Annotated in this window: 4 protein-coding genes; 2 read left to right on the top strand and 2 right to left on the bottom strand. The window is 50.0% G+C overall.

Annotated elements, in window-relative coordinates; translation table 11 throughout:
* Positions 1–442: ATP-dependent RecD-like DNA helicase (locus ACESTR_RS15925; RefSeq protein ID WP_373179432.1), on the top strand; the 442-nt coding region annotated here is incomplete at its 5' end.
* 107 nt (positions 443–549) lie between these two features.
* Here ACESTR_RS15925 and ACESTR_RS15920 read toward each other — a convergent pair.
* Together ACESTR_RS15920 and ACESTR_RS15915 are read right to left on the bottom strand one after the other, a co-directional pair.
* Positions 550–726 carry a histone H1 gene (locus ACESTR_RS15920; RefSeq protein ID WP_009597166.1) on the bottom strand — a complete coding sequence of 59 codons (177 nt, stop codon included), beginning with the start codon at positions 724–726 and terminating at the stop codon, positions 550–552.
* Positions 727–917: 191 nt separating this feature from the next.
* Positions 918–1,259, bottom strand: a complete 342-nt coding sequence (locus ACESTR_RS15915; protein WP_015545962.1) for a hypothetical protein — start codon at positions 1,257–1,259, stop codon at positions 918–920.
* 1,070 nt (positions 1,260–2,329) lie between these two features.
* Here ACESTR_RS15915 and ACESTR_RS15910 point away from each other — a divergent pair.
* Positions 2,330–2,640: hypothetical protein (locus ACESTR_RS15910; protein ID WP_373179431.1), on the top strand; the 311-nt coding region annotated here is incomplete at its 3' end.

Raw genomic sequence — 2,640 nt, 5'->3', positions numbered from 1 at the left:
AGGCTACACCTACCGACAGGGCGACCGCGTGATGCAGTTGCGCAACAACTATGCTAAGGAGGTGTTCAACGGCGATCAGGGTTATATCCGTGAGGTGGATACGGAGGACAGGATGCTGACGGTGGATTTCGACGGCAAGAAGGTCGAGTACGATGTCACGGAACTCGACGAACTGACGCTGGCCTATGCCACGACGATTCATAAGGCGCAGGGGTCGGAATACCCGATTGTGGTCATGCCGGTGCTGATGACCCACTTCGTGATGCTCCAGCGCAACCTGATCTATACGGGTATCACGCGCGCCAAAAAGATCTGCGTGCTAATCGGTGCGACGAAAGCCTTGGCCTATGCCGTCCACAATATGTCCGTGCTGAAACGCAATACGAGCCTTCGGGAGCGGTTGAATCCCTCCCTGACGACCGACGGGAAACTCCGGGGCTGAATCTTCGACAGGGCTGCCGTCATTTCCTCCGCCGGTAAGGCCGAAACCGCCGGGACAAAAAAGGGTGTCCTTCGAAAGAACACCCTGCGTCATGCGATGAAAACGAGCTATTTGGCAGCTGCCGCAAGCGACGTTTTCCGGAATTCCTTGAGTTTCTTCTCAAGCTCCAGCGACACCTTACGGGCGCGCAGTCCCGCAGCTTTGTTGTTTTTTCCCGCCTGAAGCTCTGCGTCGGTCTTGAATGCCGCATACAGCTCGTCGATAGTCTTTACCAGTTCATTCATGGTCGTATGGAATTTAGTAGTTTAACACGATCCAAAAATAGATATTTTTTCACAAAAACAGCTTTGTGATGCTATTTTTTTCGGCCGGTTCCCTCGGTGCACGGCATTCCATTCCCGAAAGAATTTTTCTGCGAGGCTCCTTCGGGTTCTGCATGCCGGGTTCATATGCGGTATATGTCCGTGCTGCCGGCTTACAACTCCAGATTCCACTGCCGTCTGTGCTCCAAGAACGCTTCCCGGGTTCTGTCGTCGAATTCCGAGAGATCCTTCTCCGTAAGGATTCCGTTATAGAAAAGGCTGAATACCGTCAAAGCATAGCGGGAGCCGTTCAGACCGTCATACTGACGACTTATATCTTTGTCGAATGTCTGTATGCTCTTATATATTTCCAAATATTTCTCATGGCAGGACTGCGCTTTTTCATCCTGCAGGAGTCGTTTGAGTTTCGCCAGAAAGGTACAGCATTCACGCTCCAAGGCCCGGCTTATGAGTGTTCGGGCAATTTTCTTTTGGCTTTTATCCAATTCTACCATACAGCTTACGGAGATTATGTTTTTCAGGACTCCAAAATAATTATTTTCGGTCTATTAAAATATACAAACCGAATATCGGCCCGCGGGAAAAATTGCTAAAACGGGCGGCGATATAAGAAACGCAAATTCTCGAGGATGAACCGCCGGAAGCTGAAAAACCGGGGCACGGCTTGCTGCTTTCGAAAAGAATCCGTATTTTTATCCTGTGCAAAATACCGCAAGCACAATTTTGTCAGCTCCGGATACTGTTGGGAAACGGTGTCCGGAGTGTTTATACCGTCATATGGGAATACCGAAAACTCCCTCCAAAGACACTTTTCATCTACCCGTACAGGCCGTTGTGTGAGATCACGACAGCTCTCTTCAAAACATAAAAAATTCCGTCGTGAACAACGGAACGCGTCAGCATATCGGTACATCGTAAATTTCCATCTTTAGGATTCTCCGAAAGAACAGAGCCGTCCGGAGCGATATTTATCGTATATGCATCGGGGCGACACGTATAAAAAACGAATTTCGAGCGTGAGACAGCCGGGCATTTTATTCCCCCGAAAACAGGACATACAACTTTCCCGTTTTCCGGACATTCCATGTTTTTACCCGGCCTTTGCGAGTCTTCTTGCCATATGGCTAAATAATGAGCCGGTGCAGGCGATAGACGTAATAGTCTACGGCATGTAGGCCGGCCACGAAACCTTTTCCGTGTACCCTTGCTGCGAGTCCTGCGACGCCCGAAATCCCGTATGTGACGCAACACATTGATAAAACCGTGGCACGCAAGCGCCCATGGGCTCCGTGCCGGAACATGGATACGGTCGAGCGTGTCTTTTTGGCCTCCGGCAAGACACTGGTGAAACTTAAATCGGAATAGATATATTCACATTGCCATTGCCTGGCAAGTAAATTCTCCTCCCCACGGTTTAGGAATGTTTCATCCATGAATTTCCGAGAGGTGCCCGGCATATTCTCCGACTCCTTGCAGAGCAGGCAGGCCGTGAAAACCGTTAGCAGTATGAATACCGATTTACGCATTCCGATAAACTGAATCTATTACAAAATTAACTGTTCGTATGGAACCGGCAAATTTTCCGGAGATATATACCGGAAACGGAGATGAATCCGACCGAATGCAGGATATTGCCGGATGCTTCGATCCGATTATACCCAGAAATGACGGGTTTCAATATGACATCGAAGCTGCTGCTTCCGATGTTTGTCACGGCAAAGATAAATGGAAATTACCTATCCTGCCGGTTGCCCCGGGAAAGATAATCCCGGGCCGGTCGGCCAGGCCTCCCTCTCCGGCTCCGGGGCGGAAAAATCATCCTCGCCGAGAGCTGCGGTATTTTTCCGCCCCTGCACCTGCGCCGCGGGCTTATGA

It is taken from the genome of Alistipes sp. DJF_B185, from assembly GCF_964250025.1.
Classification (GTDB): Bacteria; Bacteroidota; Bacteroidia; order Bacteroidales; family Rikenellaceae; genus Alistipes; species Alistipes finegoldii.
The sequence above is the reverse complement of the archived record's forward strand: the minus strand, read 5'-3'. Positions and strand labels throughout refer to the sequence as shown.